General features: G+C 66.2%; 16 protein-coding genes. 4 read left to right on the top strand and 12 right to left on the bottom strand.

Annotated elements, in window-relative coordinates; genetic code table 11:
* Positions 1-357: 357 nt before the first annotated feature.
* From DNK34_RS23170 to DNK34_RS23150, 5 genes are all read right to left on the bottom strand, one after another.
* Positions 358-1,629, bottom strand: coding sequence for an NAD(P)/FAD-dependent oxidoreductase (locus DNK34_RS23170; protein ID WP_131177035.1), 1,272 nt, complete (start codon positions 1,627-1,629; stop codon positions 358-360).
* Positions 1,626-1,862, bottom strand: a complete 237-nt coding sequence (locus tag DNK34_RS23165; protein ID WP_131177036.1) for a (2Fe-2S)-binding protein — start codon at positions 1,860-1,862, stop codon at positions 1,626-1,628. Before DNK34_RS23165 ends, DNK34_RS23170 begins: the two co-directional genes overlap by 4 nt.
* Positions 1,855-2,970, bottom strand: a complete 1,116-nt coding sequence (locus DNK34_RS23160) for an NAD(P)/FAD-dependent oxidoreductase (protein WP_131177037.1) — start codon at positions 2,968-2,970, stop codon at positions 1,855-1,857. Before DNK34_RS23160 ends, DNK34_RS23165 begins: the two co-directional genes overlap by 8 nt.
* Positions 2,967-3,899, bottom strand: a complete 933-nt coding sequence (locus DNK34_RS23155; RefSeq protein WP_131177038.1) for a 4-hydroxyproline epimerase — start codon at positions 3,897-3,899, stop codon at positions 2,967-2,969. Before DNK34_RS23155 ends, DNK34_RS23160 begins: the two co-directional genes overlap by 4 nt.
* Before the next feature lie 415 nt (positions 3,900-4,314).
* Positions 4,315-5,028 carry a murein L,D-transpeptidase catalytic domain family protein gene (locus DNK34_RS23150; RefSeq protein ID WP_131177039.1) on the bottom strand — a complete coding sequence of 238 codons (714 nt, stop codon included), beginning with the start codon at positions 5,026-5,028 and terminating at the stop codon, positions 4,315-4,317.
* Positions 5,029-5,181: 153 nt separating this feature from the next.
* Here DNK34_RS23150 and DNK34_RS23145 point away from each other — a divergent pair, with 153 nt between their 5' ends.
* On the top strand, positions 5,182-6,795 hold the full coding sequence (locus DNK34_RS23145) for a L,D-transpeptidase family protein (RefSeq protein WP_131177040.1): 1,614 nt from the start codon (positions 5,182-5,184) through the stop codon (positions 6,793-6,795).
* 322 nt (positions 6,796-7,117) lie between these two features.
* On the opposite strand, the gene DNK34_RS23140 is transcribed toward DNK34_RS23145, so the two are convergent.
* Together DNK34_RS23140 and DNK34_RS23135 are read right to left on the bottom strand one after the other, a co-directional pair.
* Complete coding sequence (locus DNK34_RS23140; protein WP_131177041.1) at positions 7,118-7,789, bottom strand: GntR family transcriptional regulator; 672 nt, start codon at positions 7,787-7,789, stop codon at positions 7,118-7,120.
* A gap of 49 nt (positions 7,790-7,838) precedes the next feature.
* Positions 7,839-8,789, bottom strand: a complete 951-nt coding sequence (locus DNK34_RS23135; RefSeq protein ID WP_131177051.1) for a LysR family transcriptional regulator — start codon at positions 8,787-8,789, stop codon at positions 7,839-7,841.
* 177 nt (positions 8,790-8,966) lie between these two features.
* Between DNK34_RS23135 and DNK34_RS23130 the strand changes: the two genes are divergently transcribed.
* From DNK34_RS23130 to DNK34_RS23120, 3 genes are all read left to right on the top strand, one after another.
* On the top strand, positions 8,967-10,382 hold the full coding sequence (locus tag DNK34_RS23130; protein WP_131177042.1) for an acetyl-CoA carboxylase biotin carboxylase subunit: 1,416 nt from the start codon (positions 8,967-8,969) through the stop codon (positions 10,380-10,382).
* 97 nt (positions 10,383-10,479) lie between these two features.
* Entirely contained in the window at positions 10,480-12,291 is a 1,812-nt protein-coding gene (oadA, locus tag DNK34_RS23125; protein WP_131177043.1) for a sodium-extruding oxaloacetate decarboxylase subunit alpha, read from the top strand.
* 504 nt (positions 12,292-12,795) lie between these two features.
* Entirely contained in the window at positions 12,796-14,169 is a 1,374-nt protein-coding gene (locus DNK34_RS23120; RefSeq protein WP_131177044.1) for an alanine/glycine:cation symporter family protein, read from the top strand.
* A 307-nt stretch (positions 14,170-14,476) separates the two neighbouring features.
* Here the strand turns inward: DNK34_RS23120 and DNK34_RS23115 are convergent, their stop codons facing one another.
* The 5 genes from DNK34_RS23115 to DNK34_RS23095 all read right to left on the bottom strand — a co-directional run bounded on the left by DNK34_RS23115 (position 14,477) and on the right by DNK34_RS23095 (position 19,886).
* Positions 14,477-16,060 carry a gamma-glutamyltransferase family protein gene (locus tag DNK34_RS23115; RefSeq protein ID WP_131177045.1) on the bottom strand — a complete coding sequence of 528 codons (1,584 nt, stop codon included), beginning with the start codon at positions 16,058-16,060 and terminating at the stop codon, positions 14,477-14,479.
* Between the two features lie 67 nt (positions 16,061-16,127).
* A complete protein-coding gene (locus tag DNK34_RS23110) occupies positions 16,128-17,453 on the bottom strand; it encodes a TRAP transporter large permease (protein ID WP_131177046.1) in 1,326 nt (441 codons plus the stop codon).
* On the bottom strand, positions 17,450-17,968 hold the full coding sequence (locus tag DNK34_RS23105) for a TRAP transporter small permease subunit (protein WP_131177047.1): 519 nt from the start codon (positions 17,966-17,968) through the stop codon (positions 17,450-17,452). Before DNK34_RS23105 ends, DNK34_RS23110 begins: the two co-directional genes overlap by 4 nt.
* Positions 17,965-19,071, bottom strand: coding sequence for a TRAP transporter substrate-binding protein (locus DNK34_RS23100; RefSeq protein ID WP_131177048.1), 1,107 nt, complete (start codon positions 19,069-19,071; stop codon positions 17,965-17,967). The genes DNK34_RS23105 and DNK34_RS23100 overlap by 4 nt, the downstream gene beginning before the upstream one ends.
* Before the next feature lie 368 nt (positions 19,072-19,439).
* Entirely contained in the window at positions 19,440-19,886 is a 447-nt protein-coding gene (locus tag DNK34_RS23095; RefSeq protein WP_070881064.1) for an Lrp/AsnC family transcriptional regulator, read from the bottom strand.
* Between the last annotated feature and the right edge of the window lie 269 nt (positions 19,887-20,155).

Genomic DNA, 20,155 nt, shown 5'->3' with positions numbered 1-20,155 from the left:
TGCTTCGAAGCAGTTTTATTGTTCTTGAGCCGGTTGCGGTACGAGCCCGAGGGCGTTCCTCTCCAAAGAAATCAGTTAGCTGCGCCTCCCGCGATCTTGTCTTTTTTGTGCTGGAGTCGTGATGTCTTGTTTTTGTTATTGGGTACGTCTTGTTATTTTTGTTGTGCGACAGAGAAAGCATATCCTGTGCCAATTTAAAAATTACCTTACTTTTCAATTACTTGATTTTTTCCGGGTATTTCCGTGGGCTCGATCGGGCAGGTAAAGCGTTACCGCTCTACCCGATTTGTTACCGTTGCGCGCACAGGGATGTTGCGGCGGCCTGGAGGGTGGCCATCCGGGATGGCCGGCGATTTCTCATTGCACTGCCTGTTCCGTCTGTTGCGCGGCTTCCAGGTGCAGCAGGGTTTCGATGCGCGTCGGGGCGAACGGCGGTCGTGGTGGGGCGGGCTGCCAGCCGAACAGCTGCTGTGCGGCGCCAGCGCAGATACGGCCCTGGCAGGCGCCCATGCCGCAGCGTGTGGCCAGCTTGGCTTCACGCCAGTTGTCGTGCGCGGCCACGGCGGCATAGGGCACGTCTTCGCAGCGACACAGCAGCGTATCCGGCTCGGCCAGGCGCTTGAGTGCCGGGTCCAGCGCGAAGGTCTGGCGCAACGCCGCGGCGAAACGCTGCCAGCGCTGGCGCCTGGGCCACAGGCGCTGCGCGGCGGCGCGCTCGCCCACCGCGGCATGCCCGGCGATGGCGCCTTCGACCAGCGCCAGCTCGCTGCCGCCGAAACCGGTGCATTCTCCCGCGGCATACAGGCCCGCGACGCTGGTGGCCTGCCAGGTGTCCACGGCGATGGCGCTGTCGCTCAGGCGGCAACCCAGCGCCTGGCCGAGCTGCACATTGGCGATCAGGCCGAAACCGCAGGCCAGGCGCTCGCACTCCAGCTCCACGTCCTGCCCGTTGTGCCGCAGGCGCACGCCCTCCAGGCGCTCATGCCCCAGCGCGGCGACCACATGGCTGGCGCTGCGGTAACCGCTGTCGAACAGGCCGAAGGATTGCAGCAGCTTGTGCGGCCAGCGCGGCAACTGGGCGGCGAAGGCGGCCAGCGCGCCGAGCGGGGCCTGCTCGGCGATGCGCAGCACGCGGCCGCCATGCTGCTTCGCCGTGGCCGCGCTGGCCAGCAGCAGCGGGCCGCTGCCGGCGATGACGATGCGTTGCCCCGCTACCGGCAGGCCGCCCTTGATCAGTGCCTGCAGGCCGCCGGCGCCGGTAACGCCGGGTAGCGTCCAGCCGGGGAAGGGCAGCAACAGCTCGCGCGCCCCGGTGCACAGGATCAGCCGCTGGTAGTCGATCACCCAGCCACGCTCGGGACTTTCCACCAGCAGTGCGCGGCTACCCGCCTGGGCGACCACCCGGGTGGCGGCATGGCGCTGGATGTTGGCGTGGTTCTCCACGGCTTCGCGCATGCGCCGGGCCTGCGCGGGCAGCCTGGCCTGGGCGCCGTCGCGCCAGATCTGTCCGCCGGGCAGGGGGTTGTCGTCGAGCAGGACGATGCGGGCGCCGCTGCCGGCCGCCGCCAGGGCTGCTGCAAGGCCGGCGGGGCCGGCGCCGATGATGAGGATGTCCGCGTGTTGGTTCATGGTCGGGTCTGCACCTGCATGCCGTCGCGGCACAGGGTCTGGCAGGCCAGGCGGCGCATGCCGTCGATGGTCACCCGGCATTCCTGGCAGACCCCCATGCCGCACAGCGGGGCGCGGCGCTGCCCGTTCACCGAGGTGCGGCTGCTGCCATCGCCGCCCAGGGCCAGGGCGGCGGCCACCGTGGTACCCGGCGCCACGCGCAGCGGCCGGCCGTCGAGCTGCAGATCAGGCATGGGCGGGTTCTCCGAGGTAGCGGCCGGGCGCATAGGCGGCAGCCGGCAGGGGTGGGTGTTCGCCGAACAGCAGGGCGCCGAGCAGATCGGCGGTGCCCGGCGCAGCGGTGACGCCGAGGCCTTCGTGCCCCACCGCCAGCCACAGGCCGGGCTGCTGCGGGTGTTCGCCGATCAGCGGCATGCCATCCGGCGTGGCGGCGCGGAAGCCGGCCCAGGCGCGGATGCCGTTGAGCTGCGCCAGCCCCGGCGCGTAATCGACGGCGCGCTTGAGCATCTTCGCCAGTAGCCAGCCTTCGACCTGCGGGTCGTCGGTATCGAACTGGCGCGAGGTGCCGATGAACAGCTGCCCCGTGGGCCGTGGCTGGATGTTGCAGGCCACCGAGGGGCCGCTGGCGTTGTGCACGCTGGTGACATAACCCAGTTCGGTGATGGTGTGGGTGACCCGCTGCGGATAGCGGTCGGTGATCAGCAGGTGGCCCTTTTTCGGCTCGATGGGCAGTTCCGGGCACAGCTCCACGGCCTGGATGCCGTTGGCCAGCACCACGGCATCGGCGCTCAGCCACTGGCCGTCGTCCAGGCGCAGGCGCTTGCCATCCAGCTCCACCACCCGTCCGCGACGTTGCGCGATGCGTGGGTCGTCGAGCAGCCAGCGCGCGGTATTCGGCGCATAGAGGATGCCGTCGTCGGGCAGGCGCAGGGCGCCATCGAGGCCGTCGCGCAGGATCGGCTCCAGCGCCTGCAGGGCATGGCCGGGCACCAGTTCGCAGGCGACGCCTTCGGCGCGCAGGTTGGCGAACTTGCTTTCGGCCACGGCCATTTCCTCGCCATTGGCCGCCAGCCACAGGGTGCCGTTGCCGCGGTAGGCGCAGTTGTCCGGCAACTGCGGGCCGAGCTCGCGCCAGCGCCGTACCGAGTAGCGGCTGATGTCCAGCTCGGCCTGGTTGTCGTCGAGTACCAGCAAGTGGCCCATGCCGGCGGCCGTGGCGCCGTGCAGGCCGGCATCGATCACCAGCACCTGCTGGCCACGGCGGGCCAGCTCGCGGGCACAGGCGGCGCCGATGATGCCGGCACCGATGACGATGACATCGGCGACCCGCCCGGATCTCACAGGCGGATGCCCCAGGCGAAGGGATCGTCCGCTTCGAGGATCAGCGTGGCTTCGGCGCTGATGTGGGCGCGGCCACGGATGGTCGGGACGATGGTGTCGCCCTGCCACTGGAACGAGCCCTCGAACTGGCTGCCGATCACGCTGGCCTGGCGCCAGACCTCGCCGGGCTGCAGCTTGCCGTCGGCGGCCAGGCAGGCCAGCTTGGCGCTGGTGCCGGTGCCGCAGGGGGAACGGTCGTAGGCCTTGCCAGGGCAGAGCACGAAATTTCGACTGTCCGCTTCATCGTCGTCCGCGAACAGCTCGATATGGTCGATCAGGCCGCCGTCCTCGCCACGCACGCCCTGAGCCTCCAGGGCTTGCTGCACGGCATAGGTATAGGCGGTCAGGGTTTCGACGTTGTCGCCGGCGATGCGCTGGCCATGCTCGGCGATCAGGAAGAACCAGTTGCCGCCCCAGGCGATATCGCCGGTGACCCGGCCATGGCCCGGCACCTCCAGCTCGACGGCCTGGCGATAGCGGTAGGCCGGTACGTTGCGCACGCTCACCGAGCGATCCGCGTGCAAGGTCGCCTCCACCGTGCCCACCGGGGTTTCGATCCTGTGCACGCCCGGGCCGATGCGTCCCAGGTGCGCCAGCGACACCACCAGGCCGATGGTGCCGTGGCCGCACATGCCCAGGTAGCCGGTGTTATTGAAGAAGATGACCCCGGCACAGGCCTGGGGATCGACCGGGGTGCAGAGCAGGGCGCCGACCAGCACGTCGCTACCGCGTGGCTCGAGAATGCAGGCGGCGCGCCAGGCGTCATGCTCGCTGGCCAGGCGTTGCCGGCGCTCGGCCATGCTGCCGGTGCCCAGCTCTGGAAAGCCGCTGGTCACCAGGCGGGTCGGTTCGCCGCCGGTGTGGGAGTCGATAACCTCGATGCGTTTCATGGGAGCTGCGCCTGTAGGCCATTGGGATGGTTACAGAGTGCCGTGGCCGGGTCTATCGGGCTTGAGGGATTTGCATGAGCCGGATGACGAAATCAGCATAGCCTTTAAGGCAGGGGGATTCCATAAGCGGCCGTAACAGAGCGATAGCGGCCTTCGATCAAAAGCGCTTGAGGCTGGAAAGCTGGACGAAAGAGCCTATGCGGTCTGCTTGTCGTTCAGCCTCCAGCCTTTAGCAGGCTGTTGAAAAACTACCTGCGTTGCCATCGCGGCGTTAAAAACAGGCTCAAAATGCTCATTTACAACACGTAAACTCCGCTTTTTCGCCTGTTTTTGCCTTGCGCTGGCTGCCTCGCCAACATTTTTCAACGGCCTGTTAGCGCTCCTATCGGCCGTCCGCTTGCGCCTGTGCGCCGTCTCAGCCTTCTTTCGCGCTGAAGATACCGGCGACAAGACCTGGTTTGCAGTTGATGAACGCCGACGATTGCAGCCAGCGCTTGTCCGGGTAGTACGAAAACATGAATTGCCCGCCCTTGAGGCTGTCCACCACCATACGGGCGACTTCCGGGCGTACGGCCGGGCAGCCCTGGCTGCGGCCGATGCGGCCCTGGGTCTTGATCCAGGCCGGGTTCACGTAGTCGGCGGGATGGATGACGATGGCGCGCTGGCGGGCAAGGTCATTGAAGCCCGGTTCCAGGCCGTCCATGCGCAGCGAGTAGCCGTGCTTGCCGGTGTAGCTTTCCTGGGTGCGGAACAGGCCGATGCTGGACTGGTGGCTGCCTTCGCGGTTGGAGAAGCGGGTGGCGAAGTTGTCGCCGGACTGCTGGCCGTGGGCGACCAGGTCGTGCAGCAGCAGGCGTTTGCTGGTCAGGTCGAAGATCCACAGGCGGCGTTCGCTGGACGGCTTGGAGAAGTCGATGACCGCCAGCCGTTGTGCCGGTACGGCGCCGTTGTTGATGGCGCAACGCATGGCATCGATGGCATGGTTGAGCACCTTGCGCTGCAACGCCGGTGCCTCGGCGGACAGGCTTTCCAGCAGGGGATCGGGCGCCAGGGTGGCGGCCATCAGGGGTGGAGTCGGCAATGCCAGGCAAAGAAAGGCTAAGCAAATCCGCTGAATCGTGGTCATCATTTCAAGTCTCTGAGTTTCGGCCATCGATATGTCGAGCCGACGCCAGGCAATTGCGGGCACAACAAAGCTCGTGATTCTAGCAGCCGGAATCTTCCGACCCGCGGGCGAATCCGACGGGCTGTCATTCACTTTGTCGTAATCTGGAGCGGCGTCTTGTTTTCTCCCACTTCATCCGTTGCCTGGGCGTTGGCCCTGATCGCCCCACTGGCGCTGGCCGATGCCATGCCGCCCAGCCCCCTCGAACAGCAGCTCGCCGAACCCAGCCTGACCTGTGTATCGCCCGCCCTGAACCTTACTGCCAAGGATCGCGAATGGCTGGAGCCCTTCTATCTGCTGCGTGGTTCGCAGCCGGTGTGGAGCGAGGAGAACCTGCCGGGGCTGTTCGCTCAACTGGATGCTCTGGCGGACGACGGCCTCGAGCCGCGGGCCTATCACCTGGAACCGCTGCGTGAGTTGGCGGCGGTCGAGCGGCCCTCGCCGCGCCTGTCGGCGTGCGTCGAAGTGCTGGCCACCACGGCTTATCTGCAGGCATTGCGCGACCTGGCCCATGGGCGGCTGGATCAGGCCCGCGTCGAGCCGCTCTGGCAGCCCGAAGACATGGTCGAACAACCGAGCCAGGCGCCGTTGCTGGCCATCGCCCAGGCCGGCCTGACGGACCCGGCACAGGCCTTCGAGCAGGCGCGCCCGGATTTCAGCCCCTATCGCGCGTTGCGCCAGCGCTATGCCGAGCTGCGCCGCCAGGCGTTGCCGCAGTGGCTGGCGATTCCGGGTGGAACACTGCTGCGTCCTGGCGCGGTGGACGGGCGGGTGCCGCTGCTGGAGCAGCGCCTGCAACTGCACGGCGACCTGTCCCAGGGCGCGCCGGCGCTCGTCGCCGAGGACAGCCCGGTGTACGCCACGGCGCTGGTCGAGGCGGTCAAGGCCTTCCAGCGTAATCACCTGCTCAAGCCCGATGGCATCGTCGGCCCTGGCACGCTGGCCGAACTGAACCGCTCGGCCAGCGAGCGCATGGATCAGCTGCGCATCAACCTGGAACGCCTGCGCTGGCTGTCTCGTGAGCTCGAGCCGACCAGCGTGCTGATCGACGTCGCCGGCGCCGAGGTGATGTTCCTGCGCGACGGTGCCGTGGCCTGGCAGGCGCGTACCCAGGTCGGCCGCCCGGCACGGCCCACGCCGCTGCTGCGTTCGCGTATCACCCACCTGACCCTGAACCCGACCTGGACGATTCCGCCGACCATCCTGCGCGAGGACAAGCTGCCGCAACTGCGCCGCGATGCGGCCGGTTACCTGGCGGCCAACCATATGCGAGTGATCGACTACGACGGCAATACGGTCGACCCGCGCGGCGTCGACTGGGAGCGCCCCGGTCGCGTGATGATCCGCCAGGATGCCGGGCCGCACAGCCCGCTGGGCCGGGTGGCGATCCGCTTCCCCAATCCCTTCTCGGTGTACCTGCACGACACGCCGAGCCAGCGCCTGTTCGACAACCTGCCGCGGTTGTTCAGCTCGGGTTGCGTGCGCATCGAGCGGGTAACCGAACTGGTCGATCAGCTACTCGCCGAAGCCACACCCGCCGAGCGCGCGCGTATCGCCAGGCAGTGGGAAAGTGGTCGCACGCTGCGCGCCGATCTGCCGCGACCAGTGCCGATCCTCATGGCCTACTGGACGGCGCAGGTTGGCGGTGACGGGCAACTGCAGTTCCGCCCGGACATCTACGGCCACGATGCGCGCCTGCTCAAGGCGCTGGAGGCTTCCAACCGGATCTAGGCTGAGGTGCCACAAGCCACAAGCCACAAGCCACAAGCGAGAGGCTGAGGCGTTGCGCATGACTCGCTGCTAGGTCGTAGGATGGTCGGCCTGACTCCTGAAGAGCCCCTCTCCCCAGCCCTCTCCCGGAGGGAGAGGGAGCAGACTCGTGGTGGTTCCGGGGCTTGTGCCGGCATCGAGTCTTTCGCGCCCCCTTGTCTGCCGGATTCAGGCGGGGCCTGCTTTGCTCCCCTCGCCCTCCGGGAGAGGGGCGAAGTGCACGCGGTATTCCTTCTCACAAGCGCTCCCCGATCCCCCCGAGCGGCCGCTATCGCCCAGCGGTTCAGCGATGTTCCGGCAGGTGCTCGTAGAGGGTGCGGCAGACGCCGATGATGTGTTCGTCGAGCAGGGTGACGGCTCGTTCTATGTCGCGGGCGCGGCAGGCGGCGATGATCTCGCGGTGTTCGCGATCGGCGCGGTCCTTGCCTTCGGAAAGACTCATCTGCAGGCGCAGGTAGCGTTCCAGCTTGTCGTGGATGGAGCGGATCAGGTTCACCAGGAACGGCCGTTGTGCCGGCTCGTACAGGCAGGCATGCAGTTGCCAGTTCAGTTCGGCCCAGCGGCCGATGTTGTCTTCGCCGATGAACTCCTCGCAGATGCGTTCGGCACGGGCGAAGGTTTCCTCGGTCATATTGGGAATGGCCAGGCGCAGCGCCTTGTCCTCGAGCAGGATGCGCACCTCGAACATCTGCGCCAGCTCGGGTTCGGAAATGCGCGTGACCACCGCGCCCTTGTTGCGCTGGAACACCACCAGCCCCTCGGCCTCCAGGCGCTTGAGGGCCTCGCGCACGGGGATCTTGCTGACGTTGAACAGCTTGGCGATGTCGTCCTGACGCACCGGCTCGTCTTCGGCGAAATGCCCGGCGACGATGGCCTCGCGCAGGTGCTTGGTGATGACCTCCGAGGCGGAGGGCGCGATACCCAGATTGGGTGCATTGAATCGAGGTAGGGGCACGCGGTTGCACCGAATGGAAGAGGGTTTTTGGATATCATATACGAAACCGTCAGGGCGGATTCGTCGCGCCGCTGAAATGCTCGGCGAGGGCGCCGATCTGCGCGCGCTGGTTGCGCACGAAGGCGAAGAACGCCTGCGCCACCGGCGACAGGTACTTGCTCCGCGGATGCACCACGCACCAGCTGCGCAGCAGCGGCAGCTCGACCACCGGCAGCTCGCGCAGCACGCCCATCTGCAGTTCGCGACGTACCGCATGGCGCGGCAGCAGCGCCAGGCCCAGGCCGGCGATCACCCCCTCGCGCTGCCCTTCCATGGAGCCGACTTCCTGGGTCTGGGCGAAATGCGCGCGTTTCTGGTGGCAATACTCCTCGCAGGCCCGGCGCGTGCCGGAGCCGGGCTCGCGCACCAGCAGCGGCCAGGCGCTCAGGTCCTGCAGGTGCAGCGTGGTTCGCGCGCACAGTGGATGTTCCGGCGGCGCCACGGCGATGATCGGGTTGTTGAGAAAGGGCAGGAATTCCAGGGCCATGTCCGCCGGCACCTGGGACATGATCAACAGGTCGTCGCGGTTGGCGCTCAGGCGCCTGACCGCCTGGGCGTGGTTGACCACCGTCAGTTGCAGGCTGACTTCCGGGTGTTCGCGGCGAAAGGCGGCGAACAGGTGGGGCATGAAATACTTGGCGCTGGACTCGATCGCCAGGCTCAACTGGCCCTGCAGCGAACCCTGCAGATCCGCCAGCTGCATGTCCAGGCTCTCCAGGCGGCCGAAGATGTCGGCGCTGGCGCGCTGCAGCGCTTCGGCCGCCTCGGTCAGGTACAGCTTCTTGCCCACGTAGTCGAACAGCGGCTGGCCGAGCAGCTCCTCGAGCTGGCGAATCTGCAGGCTGACCGCCGGCTGGGTCAGGGACATTTCCTCGGCGGCGCGGCTGTACGAGCGGTTGTCGCACACCGAGCGGAATACCTGGAGCTGACGGAATGTCATACGCAGCAATGACTTGCGGATTTTCTTCACTCCTTTGGCGATGGCTTTCGGGCAAGTATAAGGTTTTGCTAATGCCTGACCCAATAATTATTGATTTTGGTTAATCCATCAGCGGGCGTAGGGTGAAGCGCAAGGCCATCGCGGCCATACGCCGACCCGCATCGGGTCGCCTGTTCACGTGATCGAGGATGCTGGTTCGTGATCAAGAAAATCCTGATAGCCAACCGCGGCGAGATCGCCGTGCGCATCGTGCGGGCCTGCGCCGAGATGGGCATCCGTTCGGTGGCCATCTACTCGGACGCCGATCGCCATGCCCTGCACGTCAAGCGCGCCGACGAGGCCTACGGCATCGGCGACGATCCCCTGGCCGGCTACCTCAACCCGCGCAAGCTGGTGAATCTGGCCGTGGAAACCGGTTGCGACGCGCTGCATCCCGGCTACGGCTTTCTCTCCGAGAACGCCGAGCTGGCGGAAATCTGCGCCACCCGCGGGATCAGGTTCATCGGCCCGAGTGCCGAGGTGATCCGCCGCATGGGCGACAAGACCGAAGCGCGGCGCAGCATGATCAAGGCCGGCGTGCCGGTAACGCCGGGCACCGAGGGAAATGTTGCGGGTATCGAGGAGGCGCTGCGCGAAGGCGACCGTATCGGTTATCCGGTGATGCTCAAGGCCACGTCCGGTGGCGGTGGCCGCGGCATCCGGCGCTGCAACAGCCGTGAGGAACTGGAGCAGGCTTTCCCGCGGGTGATTTCCGAGGCGACCAAGGCCTTCGGTTCGGCCGAGGTGTTCCTCGAGAAGTGCATCGTCAACCCCAAGCACATCGAGGCGCAGATCCTCGCCGACAGCCACGGCAATACCGTGCACCTGTACGAGCGCGACTGCTCGATCCAGCGGCGTAACCAGAAGCTCATCGAGATCGCCCCCAGCCCGCAACTGACGCCCGAGCAGCGCGCCTATATCGGCGACCTCGCCGTGCGCGCCGCCCAGGCGGTGGGCTACGAGAATGCCGGTACCGTGGAGTTCCTGCTCGCCGAGGGCGAGGTGTACTTCATGGAGATGAACACCCGGGTGCAGGTGGAGCACACCATCACCGAGGAAATCACCGGCATCGACATCGTCCGCGAGCAGATCCGTATCGCCTCCGGTCTGCCGCTGTCGGTCAAGCAGGAAGACATCCAGTACCGCGGCTTCGCCCTGCAGTTCCGCATCAACGCCGAGGACCCGCGCAACAACTTCCTGCCGTCGTTCGGCAAGATCACCCGCTACTACGCGCCCGGCGGCCCCGGTGTGCGCACCGATACGGCGATCTACACCGGCTACACCATTCCGCCGTACTACGACTCCATGTGCCTGAAGCTGATCGTCTGGGCGCTGACCTGGGAAGAGGCCCTGGCCCGCGGTTCCCGCGCCCTGGACGACATGCGCGTGCAGGGGGTGAAGACCACCGCCACCTACTACCAGCAGATTCTCGCCAATGACGAATTCCGCAGCGGGCGCTTCAACACCAGCTTCGTCGATAACCATCCCGAGCTGCTGAACTACTCGATCAAACGCAAGCCGGGCGAACTGGCCCTGGCCATCGCCGCCGCCATCGCCGCCCATGCCGGCCTCTGACAACTAAAAGACGCTGAAGGCTGGAAAGCCTGAGGCTGAACGGGATCTGCCGTTCGTCCAGCCTTCAGCCTCAAGCCTCCAGCGAGGAGCACGACCCATGAGCCACCGCAAAATCACCGTCACCGACACCATCCTGCGCGACGCCCATCAGTCGCTGCTGGCCACGCGCATGCGCACCGAAGACATGTTGCCGATCTGCGAAAAGCTCGACCGGGTCGGCTACTGGTCGCTGGAAGTGTGGGGCGGCGCCACCTTCGACGCCTGCGTGCGCTTTCTCAAGGAAGACCCGTGGGAGCGTCTGCGCGAGCTGCGTGCGGCGCTGCCCAACACCCGCCTGCAGATGCTCCTGCGCGGGCAGAACCTGCTCGGCTATCGCCACTACAGCGACGACGTGGTGCGCGCCTTCGTGGCCAAGGCGGCGGACAACGGCATCGACGTGTTCCGCATCTTCGATGCGATGAACGACGTGCGTAACCTGCAGGTGTCCATCGAGGCGGTGAAGAAGGCCGGCAAGCACGCCCAGGGCACCATCAGCTACACCACCAGCCCGGTGCACACGGTCGACGCCTTCGTCGCCCAGGGCAAGGCCATGCAGGCCATGGGTATCGACTCCATCGCCATCAAGGACATGGCCGGCCTGCTCACGCCCTACGCCACCGCCGACCTGGTCAAGGCGCTGAAGGCCGAGATCGACCTGCCGGTGTTCATTCACAGCCACGATACCGCGGGCCTGGGCTCGATGTGCCAGCTCAAGGCCATCGAGGCCGGCGCCGACCATATCGACACGGCCATCTCCAGCTTCGCCTGGGGCACCAGCCACCCGGGTACCGAGTCGATGGTCGCCGCGCTCAAGGGCAGCGAATACGACACCGGCCTGGACCTGGCGCTGATCCAGGAGATCGGCATGTACTTCCACGCCGTGCGCAAGAAGTACCACCAGTTCGAAAGCGAATTCACCGCCGTCGACACCCGGGTGCAGGTCAACCAGGTGCCGGGCGGGATGATTTCCAACCTGGCCAACCAGCTCAAGGAACAGGGCGCCCTGAACCGCATGAACGAAGTGCTGGCGGAGATTCCACGGGTGCGCGAAGACCTCGGTTTCCCGCCGCTGGTGACGCCGACCTCGCAGATCGTCGGCACCCAGGCGTTCTTCAACGTGCTCGCCGGCGAGCGCTACAAGACCATCACCAACGAGGTGAAGCTGTACCTGCAGGGCGGCTACGGCCAGGCGCCGGGCAAGGTCAGCGACAAGCTGCGCAAGCAGGCCATCGGTAACGAGGAGGTGATCGACGTGCGCCCGGCCGACCTGCTCAAGCCGGAAATGGACAAGCTGCGCGGCGAGATCGGCGCCCTGGCCAAGTCCGAGGAGGACGTGCTGACCTACGCCATGTTCCCGGATATCGGGCGCAAGTTCCTCGAGGAGCGCGAAGCCGGCAGCCTGGTTCCGGAGGTGTTGCTGCCCATTCCCGAAGCCGGTGCGGCCTCGGCGGCCGGCGGCGAAGGCGTGCCCACCGAGTTCGTCATCGATGTGCACGGCGAAAGCTATCGGGTGGATATCACCGGCGTGGGCGTCAAGGGTGACGGCAAGCGCCACTTCTACCTGTCCATCGACGGCATGCCGGAAGAGGTGGTGTTCGAGGCGCTCAACGACTACGTCGCCGGTGGCGGCAGCAAGCGCAAGAGCGCCAGCGCGCCGGGGGACGTCAGCACCAGCATGCCGGGCAACATCGTCGACGTCCTGGTCAAGGAAGGCGATACGGTCAAGGCCGGTCAGGCGGTACTGATCACCGAGGCGATGAAGATGGAGAGCGAAGTGCAGGCGCCCATCGCCGGTACCGTGAAGACGGTGCACGTGGCCAAGGGCGACCGGGTCAATCCGGGCGAGGTGTTGATCGAGATCGAAGGCTGAGCGTCACCGATTGCCTCTGCAGGGAGCCGCAAGGCTCCCTTTTTTTGGCCTGGCATCCCTGGCGGCCGTCGGGCGGGCCGTCGTTGCGCGACATTAGAAACGGCTCCCGGCCATTCCGTATTATCCGCAGGCGCTCTCGCCCACGGGCAGCCGCTATCCCTGCATTGCCGCGTTTATACGCGGTGATCGTCTGATTTGGCGGGTAACGGCGGTAGAATTTACTTTTTTTCTCGCACCCTTCGACAGCAAGTTGTTATAGCCTTGTCCCCCTGGCGACAATCCTGCGCGTCGCAATCGATTGATTCGGCTCACATTTCGCCTCGATCCCGGTGTTCGCGGCGCTATGCGACGGCATCGATTCTGGCGTGCAACCCATAAGGACAGTGTCGCGACGCTGTCCGGGCGCCATGCGCCTATCCCCTCGGCATGCCGGGCACCACCCGCCCTGCAGTCGTTCCTGCCGGCCACGAGCCGCAATGGATATAACAAAAAGGACATCCTTCGATGGAACAACTTCTCGCTGTGCTTTCGGCCATCAGTGGCTTTATCTGGGGGCCGTTCCTGCTCATTCCCCTGCTGCTGCTGACCGGCCTGTACCTGACCATTCGCCTGCGTGGCATCCAGTTCCGCGTGCTCGGCCATGCCTTCTGGCTGGCCTTCGTCAAGCGCACGGAAAAGGGCGACGTACCCGGTGACGTGTCCCACTACCAGGCCCTGGCCACCGCGCTGGCGGCGACCATCGGTGTCGGCAACATCGCCGGGGTGGCCACGGCCATCGGCATCGGCGGCCCGGGTGCGCTGTTCTGGATGTGGATGACCGGCCTGGTGGGCATGGCCACCAAGTATTCCGAGGCGCTGCTGGGGGTGAAGTACCGGGTCACCGATGCCAAGGGCGAGCAGAGCGGCGGGCCGATGTATTACCTGAGCCGCGGCGTCGGCGGCACCCTGGGCAAGAGCCTGGGCATCGCCTTCGCCATCTTCGGCGCGGTGGCGTCGTTCGGCATCGGCAACATGGTGCAGGCCAATACCGCGGCCCACCAGCTGTACGACACCTGGGGCATCTCGCCGACCCTCAGCGGCCTGGTGCTGGCGATCGGCACCGCGGTGGTGATCATCGGCGGGATCAAGAGCATCGGCCGTTTCGCCGCCAGTGTGGTGCCGGTGATGATCGTGCTCTACATCATCAGCAACATCGCCGTGCTGGTGGTGTTCGCCGACCGTCTGCCGGATGCCATCGTCCTGGTGTTCACCGATGCCTTCAGTGGTAGCGCGGCGGCCGGCGGCTTCCTCGGCTCCAGCGTGATCCTCGCGGTGCAGATGGGCGTGGCGCGCGGCATCTTCTCCAACGAATCGGGCCTGGGTACCGGCGCCATCGCGGCGGCGGCGGCGAAGACCGACAAGCCGGTGCGCCAGGCCATGGTCTCGATGACCCAGACCTTCCTCGACACCCTGGTGATGGTGACCTTCACCGCCTTCGCGATCATCGTCACCGGCGCCTGGACCCAGGAAGGCCTGAAAGGCGCGCCCATGACCGCCTGGGCCCTGGAGCAGGGCCTGGGCGGCGGCTGGGGCATCTACACGGTGACCATCGGCGTGCTGGTCTATGCCTATACCACCATCCTCGGCTGGTCGTACTACGGCGAGCGCTGCATGGAGCGGCTGATGGGCCGGGTGGCGGTGATGCCGTACCGGCTGATCTTCTCGATGGTGGTGTTCGTCGGCGCGGTCACCTCGCTGGAAGTGGTGTGGACCTTCTCCGACATCGCCAACGGCCTGATGGCCCTGCCCAACCTGATCGGCCTGTTGCTGCTCTCCGGCATCGTGGTCAAGGAAACCCGCGATTACATGAGCCGCAAGAACTGGAAGACCGAGGATTGATCGGCCTTTGGCCTTCGATGAAAAGCGCTTGAGGCTGGAAAGCTGAACGAAAGAATCTGCGCGCTCCTGGAAGGTGTTAGCGGTCTTTCGTAGCGTGTAGGGTGGATCACGCTTCATCGATCCACCGTTGCGGTGGACGTGAAAAGCGACGTCCACCCTACGGGGCTGATCGGCCTTTGGCCTTCGATGAAAAGCGCTTGAGGCTGGAGGCTGAACGACAAGCAAACCGCGTATGCTCTTTCGTTCAGCCTTCAGCCTTCCTATCGCGTGCCTGCAACCAACGGTCGCCTGTCTGGCGAGTCCTTTATCAAAGTCCGCAGACGCTGCCGTCGCTACGCGGGTCGGCGGCGCCTTCCAGCACGCCGTTGGGATGGCGAAGCAGGGCGCCGGCATGGCCCATGGTGTCGCTGAAGGCCTCGTCCAGCACGTCCACCACATGCCCGGCCTGGCGCAGCCGTTCGACCAGCTCGGCGGGGAAGCGGTTTTCCAGCTTGAGCGTGGTGCTGACGTCGCCCCAGGTGCGCCCGAGCAGCCAGCGCGGTGCACTGACCGCGGCCTGCAGGTCGCTGCCCAGGCGGTAGCGACTGAGGATCGCCGCCTGGGTCTGCGGCTGGCCTTCGCCGCCCATGGTGCCGTAGCTCAGGGTGCGGCCATCGTCGAACAGCGCCAGGGCCGGGTTGAGGGTGTGGAACGGCTTGCGTCCTGGCTCCAGGCTCTGCAGCGCGGCGGGGTCGAGGGAAAAGCTGATGCCACGGTTCTGCCAGGTCACGCCGGTGGAGGGCAGCACCACGCCGGATCCGAATTCCCAGTACACGCTCTGGATGAAGCTGACGGCGCGGCCCTGGTCATCGATGCAGCCCATCCAGATGGTGTCGCCCGGCGCGGCCGGCTGTGGCCAGGGCAACGCCTGCCGCGGGTCGATGGCGGCAGCCAGGCGTTGCAGGTTGGCGGCCTCGAGCAGGCTTTGTGGATCCTCCGGGACGCGGCCGGGATCGGTCACCACGCGGTCGCGGATCAGGAACGCCTGCTTGGTCGCTTCGACCAGCCCGTGGACATGGGCGAAACCCTCGGCCTGGGTGATGCCGAGCTGTTCGAAGATGCCGAGTATCAGCAGCGAGGCCAGGCCCTGGGTCGGCGGCGGCATGTTGTACAGGGTGGCGTCGTGCAGGCGCACGCTCAGCGGTGCGACCGCACGCGCCCGGTAGGCCTGCAGGTCGGCCAGGCGCAACGGGCTGCCCAGGCGTTCGAGCTCGGCGGCCATGCGCATGGCCAGTTCGCCGCGATAGAAGTCGTCCAGCCCGGCGTCGGCCAGGCGCTGCAGGGTGTCGGCCAGGGCCGGCTGGCGCAGCAGATCGCCCTCCTCGGGCGCCTGGCCGTCGTTCAGGTAGACCTCGGCGAAACCGGGTACATCCTGCAGTTCGGCCAGCTTGCTGCGGGTCAGCTGCGCCTGGCTGCGGCTGACCACGATACCGCGACGGGCGTGGCCGATGGCGTCGGCCAGCAGCTCGGGCAGCGGCATGCCGGGGCCCCAGTGGGCGGTCTGCGCCAGGGCTTCGGCCCAGCCGCCGATGGTGCCGGCCACGGTCAGCGCGGCCAGCGGGCCGCGGCTGGGAATCTGCGCGTGACCGGCGTAGAAATCGCGATCGGCGAGGGCGGCACTGCTGCCGCAGGCATCGATGGCCAGGGGCTGCTTGCCCGGCTCGTGGATCAGCCAGAAGCCGTCGCCGCCGATGGCGTTCATGTGCGGGTAGACCACGGCGATGGTCGCGGCCGCGGCGACCATCGCCTGTACGGCGTTGCCGCCGGCCTTGAGCACGTCGCGCCCGGCCTGGGCGGCAAGATGGTGGGGCGCGACGAACAGGCCACCGGTGGCGTGGGTGCTTTTCAGCATGGGGGTATCCTTGTCGTTCTTGTGATAGCCGCGCCGATCATAACCGGCGCGGCCACGGCAGGGGGCACTACCAGCCGATGGCGGCCGGCAGCCAGGTGGCCAGGGCCGGGAAGCAGAACACCACGGCCACGGCGAGCATCTGCAGGAACACGTACGGCAAGGCGCCAATGTAGATGTCCCGCGTGCTGATACCCGGTGGCGCGACGCCCTTGAGGAAGAACAGCGCCCAGCCGAAGGGTGGGGTGAGGAACGACATCTGCAGGTTCAGCGCCACCAGGATGCCCAGCCACACCAGATTGGTGTCGTAGGCGATGAATACGGGCAGGAACATCGGCAGGGCGATGTAGGAAATCTCGATCCACTCGAGGAAGAAGCCGAGCACGAACAGCACCGCCATGAGGAACAGGATCGCCCCCAGCTCGCCGCCCGGCAGCAGGGTGAACATGTCGTGTACCAGCGCCTCGCCGCCGAGGCCACGAAAGGCCAGGGAGAACGGCTGCGAGCAGAGCAGGATGAGGAAGATCATGGCGCTGATGGTCAGGGTGCCGTGCAGGGTGGCCTTGAGGGTCGGCCAGCTCAGGCGACCTGAAACCGCAGCGATGAGCAGTGCGCCGAGTGCGCCCATGGAGGCTGCTTCGGTGGGCGCGGCGACACCGCCGATGATCGAGCCGAGCACCGCCATCACCAGCAGCAGCGGCGGCAGCACGCTGCGCGCCATGTCCTTGAGCAGTTGCTTGCGGCTGGTCAGGGCGCGCTCCTCGGCGGGGATCGCCGGCACCCAGTCCGGGCGCAGCCAGCCGAGCACCAGCATGTAGGCCACGTAGATCAGCGCCAGCACCAGGCTGGGAATGAAGGCCGCGGCGAAGATCGAACCCACCGACTGGCCGAGAATGTCCGACAGCAGGATCAGCACCAGGCTCGGCGGGATGATCTGGCCCAGGGTGCCGGAAGCGCAGATGGTGCCGCAGGCGATGGTCTTGTTGTAGCCACGGCGCAGCAGGGTGGGCAGGGTCAGCAGGCCGATGGTCACCACGGTGGCGCCGACGATGCCGGTGGAAGCGCCGAGCAGCACGCCGACCAGGATGATCGCCAGGCCCATGCCGCCATTCAGGCCGCCCATGGCCCGGCCGATGGTGTCGAGCATGTCCTCGGCGACCCTGGATTTCTCCAGCATCACCCCCATGAAGGTGAACAAGGGGATGGCCAGCAGGGTGTAGTTGCTGACCACGCCGAACATGCGCGCCGGCAGCAGGGCGAAGAGCATCGGGCCGAAGCCGAGCATGCCGGCGACGAAGCCGGACACGGCCAGGGAAATGGCCACCGGCACGCCGGCCATCATCATGGCGAAGAAACCGATGACCATGGCGATGGCCAGCCATTCGTTGGGGCTCATGGCCGCACCTCCCGGGCCTGGGTGGGCTGCAGCAGGGTGCACAGCGCACGCAGGCTGTCGGCCAGGCCCTGCAGGCCGAACAGGGCGAAGCCCAGGGGCAGGAAGGCCTTGACCAGGAAGCGATAGGGCAGGCCGCCCGGGTCCGGCGAGCCTTCGCCCATGTTGTAGGACTGCAGGGTGTAGTTGAACGCCAGCCGGGCGATGTAGAAGCCGATCGCCGCCGTGGCGATGCCGCTGAACAGGTCGACCGCCGCCTTGGTCTTGACGCCGAACTTCTCGTAGAGGAAGTCCACGCGCACGTCGGCGCGGTGCTTGAGGGTGTAGGCGATGCCGAGCAGGGCGATGGGCGAGATCAGGTACCACTCCAGTTCCTGCAGCGCCACCGGGCTGATATCGAACAGGTAGCGCATCAGCACGTCGAACGACACCAGCAGCACCAGCAGCAGCACGCAGGCGCGCGCAATGGCGCCCAGGGCCTCGACCAGTTGCTCGATACGGGTGACGACGACCATCATGCCTCGTCCATCCCGATGTTCATGAAGGCCTTCTCGCTCACCGACGACCAGGAAATGTACTGCTTGCGGAAGGCGAAGAAGTGCTCGTAGACCTTCTTGGTCGCCGGGTCGGCGACGGCCATGCTCGACAGGGTGTCGCGGGTGACCTCGCGCAGGCGCGCGATGATGTCGTCCGGCAGCGGGCGGGCGATCACCCCCTGGTTGTTCACCAGGTCCTGCAGGGCCTCGGCGTTGACCGCGTCGCACCACGACCAGCTGTCGTTGTTGCAGGCCTGGGCGCAGGTGCGCACGATCCCCTGCAGGTCGGCGGGCAGGCTGTCCCAGGCCTGCTTGTTGATGATCAGCTCGGTGACGTTGGTCGGCTCGTGCCAGCCGGTGGTGTAGTAGTTCTTCGCCGCCTTGTGCAGGCCCATGCGCCGATCCTGATAGGGGCCGACGAATTCGGCGGCGTCGATCACGCCACGCTCCAGGGCCGGGAAGATCTCGCCGCCCGGCAGCAGGCGCACGGCCACCCCCAGTTCGCTGTAGACCTTGCCGGCCAGACCCGGGATGCGCATCTTCAGGCCCTTGAGGCTGGCGACGTTTTCCAGCGGCTGGCGGAACCAGCCGGTCATCTGCGTACCGGTGTTGCCCATCGGCATCGGCACCAGCCCATGGGGCTCGTAGAGCTCTTCCCAGAGCTTGAGGCCGCCGCCGTTGTACAGCCAGGCATTCATGCCCTGGGTGTTCATGCCGAACGGCACCGCGGTGAAGAACTGCGCGGCGGGAATCTTGCCGGCCCAGAAGAAGGCGTTGGCGGCGTTCATCTCGACCATGCCGCTGGACACCGCGTCGAAGCCCTCCAGGGCCGGGATCAGTTCGCCGGCGGCGAAGTGCTGGATCTTCAGGCGGCCGCCGGACATTTCCTCGACGCGCTTGCAGAAGTCGGTGGGGCTGCCCGGGCCCTGCACGTAGAACGGCGAGCCGGGGGCGTAGGCGTTGGTCATCTTCCAGTTGAAGGTCTTGCCGTCCGCCGCGCGGGCGATGCTGCTCGCTCCCAGGGCCAGACCTGCACCTGCCGCGAGGGCGCCGGCGCCGATGAAGTTACGTCGATTGAGGCTCATGGGGGTTCTCCTGTCACGGTGGCCATTGCGGCAGGCGCGTGCCTGCCGGATGTAAAGTCGCTGTTGGATGCCTTCAGCAACTGTCATGCCAGCAGAAAATTATTTTAACTATATGATTTTATTGATTATTTAATTTAGGCTGGAACGCCTTCCGCAAATCCGGGCGCACGAAAAGCAGGCGTTTGCCGGGGCCGTGGGCTGACGGATCGTCAGGGGAGGGGGTTGGCAGTGAACATTTGTCAGGTGACGAGAACCATTTGCTTGCCTTCCGACAAGCAGGGCTGCACTGAGCGAACGAATGTCAGCTGTGCACCAAAACGTACCGAGGGCACGTTTTTAAGGCAGGGCGGCGGCTCGACCTGCCGCCATCAGAGGCGTGCCCCGCCGCGGCGATGCTTGACCCGGGTCATCAGCGCCTTGCAGTCGACGGTGAGGATTTCCGGGTGGTTGAAGATGTGCTGGCGGACGAAGGCATCGAAGGTTTCGTAGCTGTCGGTGAGGGTATGGATGTGCAGGCTTTTCAGGTCGCTCATGATGTACAGGCTGACCACTTCCATGGTCGCTGAAAGCCGCTCGGCGACGGCCTCGATGGCGTGCGGCGCGACGGTCAGGTCGACGAAGGTGGAAATGCCCTTGCCGAGTTTCTCCGGGTTGACCACGGCGGTGAATTTCTCGATCACCCCGCTTTCCACCAGCGCCTGCACCCGGGTACGGGCGTGGGCGCGGGAGATGTTCAGTTGCCGGGCGATGTCGGCGAAAGAGGTGCGCGAATCCTTGATCAGGATGTTCAGCAGCGCGTTGTCCAGTTTGTTCATGGGCAGGGCTTATCGATAACGGTGAGTGCAACAGGGATGCGCTTTGCATGCCAACATTCTCGGGGAGGCCGCTGGGCGTGTGCCAGGTGATTGCAGTCCTTCAGTACAACGTGCAGCGTGGCCACCAATCGCCCGCGAGCAGGCTCCTTGTATGTTGAGCTTGTCTGTCAACAACCATGACGGAAGCAGTTACCGGGGAGGCCGTTCGCTCCTGGAGGCACCTTGCGTGACCTCGTCTGTAGAGTGGCCCCCCGCCTCATTACCACTAC

Origin of the sequence: Phytopseudomonas dryadis (assembly GCF_004327355.1) — a bacterium.
In the GTDB taxonomy this organism is placed as follows: Bacteria; Pseudomonadota; Gammaproteobacteria; order Pseudomonadales; family Pseudomonadaceae; genus Aquipseudomonas; species Aquipseudomonas dryadis.
This window is presented reverse-complemented; position numbering and strand designations above follow the sequence as displayed.